This window comes from Caldisericia bacterium (genome assembly GCA_021158845.1).
In the GTDB taxonomy this organism is placed as follows: Bacteria; Caldisericota; Caldisericia; order B22-G15; family B22-G15; genus B22-G15.
In genome coordinates this window covers 1-2,804 of sequence record JAGGSY010000164.1, presented here as the reverse complement: position 1 = coordinate 2,804, position 2,804 = coordinate 1, and the positions used below count along the sequence as shown (strand labels likewise).

The following is a 2,804-nucleotide window of genomic DNA, read 5'->3' as shown; positions in this document are numbered from 1 at the left end:
CGCCTCGCGGGTTCGAATCCCGCTCTCTCCGCCATATTTTAAACACTTAATCTCTTCCATCCCTCTTACAATTTCATAACTTATTCTCATTAATGGTAAAATGGAGTTATGAATAAAAAGGGTGTTGTTCTTCTCTCTGGAGGACTTGACAGTATTCTTGCATTGAGACTTATGATGGAACAGGATGTTGAACTCATCTCTTTCGCACTTGTCTCTCCGTTTGGTGATTATGGAAGGCCTGGGGAGGAATTAATATCAAAAAAAGTTTCAAGAGAATTTGGTATTCCAATAGAGATTGAACCATTTGGCGAAGAATACCTTGAGATAACCAAAAAGCCAAAGTTTGGTTATGGAAAAAATATGAATCCCTGTATTGATTGTAGAATTTTTATGCTGAAGAAGGCAAAGAAATTTATGGAAAAAATCCATGCATCATTTCTTATAACAGGAGAGGTGGTTAATGAAAGACCAATGTCTCAAAGAAGGGAAGTCTTCAAATTGATAGAGAAAGAGACGGGACTTTTGGGTCTCATAGTAAGACCTCTCTCTGGAAAAATACTTCCACCAACAATTCCTGAAAAGGAGGGAATACTTGATAGAGAAAAATTCCTTTCAATTTCAGGAAGGGGAAGAAAGGTTCAACTTGAACTTAAAGAAAAATATAATTTAAAGAATTACCTTTCTCCTGCTGGTGGATGCAGGCTTACAATACCAGAGTTTTCAAATAGGTTAAAAGAGGAGATGGAGTATAAAGACATAGATTTAAGAGATGTTCATCTTTTGAAATATGGAAGACACTTCAGATTACCAGAAGGAAGTAAACTTATCGTTGGGAGAAATAAAGAGGAGAATGAGATTATCTATACATACGCTAAAGAGGATGAGTATCTTCTCTCGCCAAAAAATGTAAAGGGACCAATATCTCTTTTGAAAGAGAGAAAAGAGGAGGATCTCTTACTTTCAGCAAAGATAACTCTTTCTTACAGTGATGCAAATGCTAATGAAGAGATTAAAATTTTTACAAAAAGGAGTATTATAAAAATAATTGATGTTCCTTATATTGATAAATCTAACTTTAAAGCATTAATGGTATAATGGGAGCGTGAATTGTTATGGAAAAAATTGATGAAATTCAGACTCTTAAAAAATCAAAAAAGGTTTTAATTGTATCATCAACAAACTCCTCTCACGAAGTATTAAGAATTTCTGATTTCAGCGGAGATCCACTTCAACTTGCAAGATTTGTAGAGACAAAGGATTTTTCCACTGTTCTCGTTGTTGGTCCAAGTTATTTTGCAAACATTGTAAAGGTATTCAACCCTAAAAAGAGTATCCTTATTCCAAGAATTGAGATGGTCTGTCCAATGACGAAAGCTATTCCTTATGATTGGGTAAAAAACATTAAAGGTGAGGGGAATGTTGTGGTATCGCTACTTCAAGCTGGAATAGAAATAATGTCTCTCTCAGATTTTATTGTCTCTGACACTAAGATCTTGGATGTTGTAAGAAGCATAGAAACAAAAACCATTTATGTACTCCCTGATAAAAATGTGGCTCAGTATGTACAAAAGAATTTTCCAGACAAAGAGATAAAGAGTTTCTGTGCATTCTGTATTCCTGACTCCATATTTTTACCCTTTATGGTGGATGAGAAGAAGAGTAAATTTAAAGGAGCAGAAGTTTTGGTTACTCCCTACACTCCAGTGGATGTGATAGAGAAAGCTGATAGAGTTATAGGAAGAGATGACTTAATAAAGTATGTGCTCTCCTCAGACAAAAAGGAGTTCATTGTGGGACATGAGGTAAACCTTATAAACAGGTTAAAGAGGGATATTCCTTCAAAATTCCTTTATCCTTTGTATGAATATGCATTTTGCCCAATAACCACAATGGCAACTCTCAGTGATATTGTGAGGAGTTTAAGAGAGCATGTATATGAGATAAATATTCCAGAAAACACAGCAAACAGAATAAGAAAGATAATAGAAGAAAGCGAAGCGTATGGGGAGAAGGACTAATCTATCTATAGTTATTGGAATCTCTCTAATATTTCTCACCATTATACCCTTAGGGATGTATCTTGGATATATTTTAGATGAAAAACTAAACTCTTCGCCTCTCTTTTTTATCCTATTCTCGTTGGCATCTATTATATTTTCTCTGTATCTCGTTTATAAGTCGTGGGATACCCTGCAAAGAAAGCTCTAAAAGAGGTATCTGTTGCAATTGTTTTTGTCTTTATTGCCTTTGCTGCAAGGTGGCTTGATTTCTTTTACTACAACTCTCCAGACAAACCGGGTAGTCTAATATTCTCAAAACTCGTTGGCTCTCTACTTGTAGTTCTTGCAGTAAGTATTCTTAACCTAAAATGGGAAGAGATCGGTTTTACAAAAAAGAATTTTTTAAAATACCTCTACTACGGACTGATACTCTTATTTGTTTACATTTTCCTCTTCTACTTCTTAAAACCATATCTTTTTTACTTATTCAAATTCAGTATTCCAGAATTTTCCCTCTCATTTTCATTTCCATACTATGATAGAAACTACATCCTTGAACTTTCAATGCTAACTTTAAACATGGTTTGTGAAGAAGGCTTGTTTAGGGGAATCCTTCAGACAAGACTTAAAAAGATTGTTCCTAACTTTTACGCCATTCTCATTCAGAGCATTCTCTTTGGTTTATGGCATGTTCCATGGGCTCTATACAATAATCAAGGATTTTTCTCCTTCTACAACCTGAACTATTTTCTATACACTTTTGGATTTGGAATAATTGTAGGTTATATATTTGAATGGACAGGC

General features: G+C 34.6%; 4 protein-coding genes. All 4 read left to right on the top strand.

Features of this window, described 5'->3' with window-relative positions:
- The first annotated feature begins 108 nt into the window (after positions 1-108).
- Positions 109-1,095 (top strand): tRNA 4-thiouridine(8) synthase ThiI, encoded by a 987-nt coding sequence (locus J7J33_05920; GenBank protein ID MCD6168817.1) that lies wholly within the window; start codon positions 109-111, stop codon positions 1,093-1,095.
- 17 nt (positions 1,096-1,112) lie between these two features.
- Positions 1,113-2,018 carry a quinolinate synthase NadA gene (nadA, locus tag J7J33_05915; protein MCD6168816.1) on the top strand — a complete coding sequence of 302 codons (906 nt, stop codon included), beginning with the start codon at positions 1,113-1,115 and terminating at the stop codon, positions 2,016-2,018.
- Entirely contained in the window at positions 2,002-2,208 is a 207-nt protein-coding gene (locus tag J7J33_05910) for an AtpZ/AtpI family protein (GenBank protein MCD6168815.1), read from the top strand. Before nadA ends, J7J33_05910 begins: the two co-directional genes overlap by 17 nt.
- The coding region (locus tag J7J33_05905) for a CPBP family intramembrane metalloprotease (GenBank protein MCD6168814.1) at positions 2,181-2,804 on the top strand (624 nt) is incomplete at its 3' end. The genes J7J33_05910 and J7J33_05905, both read left to right, overlap by 28 nt.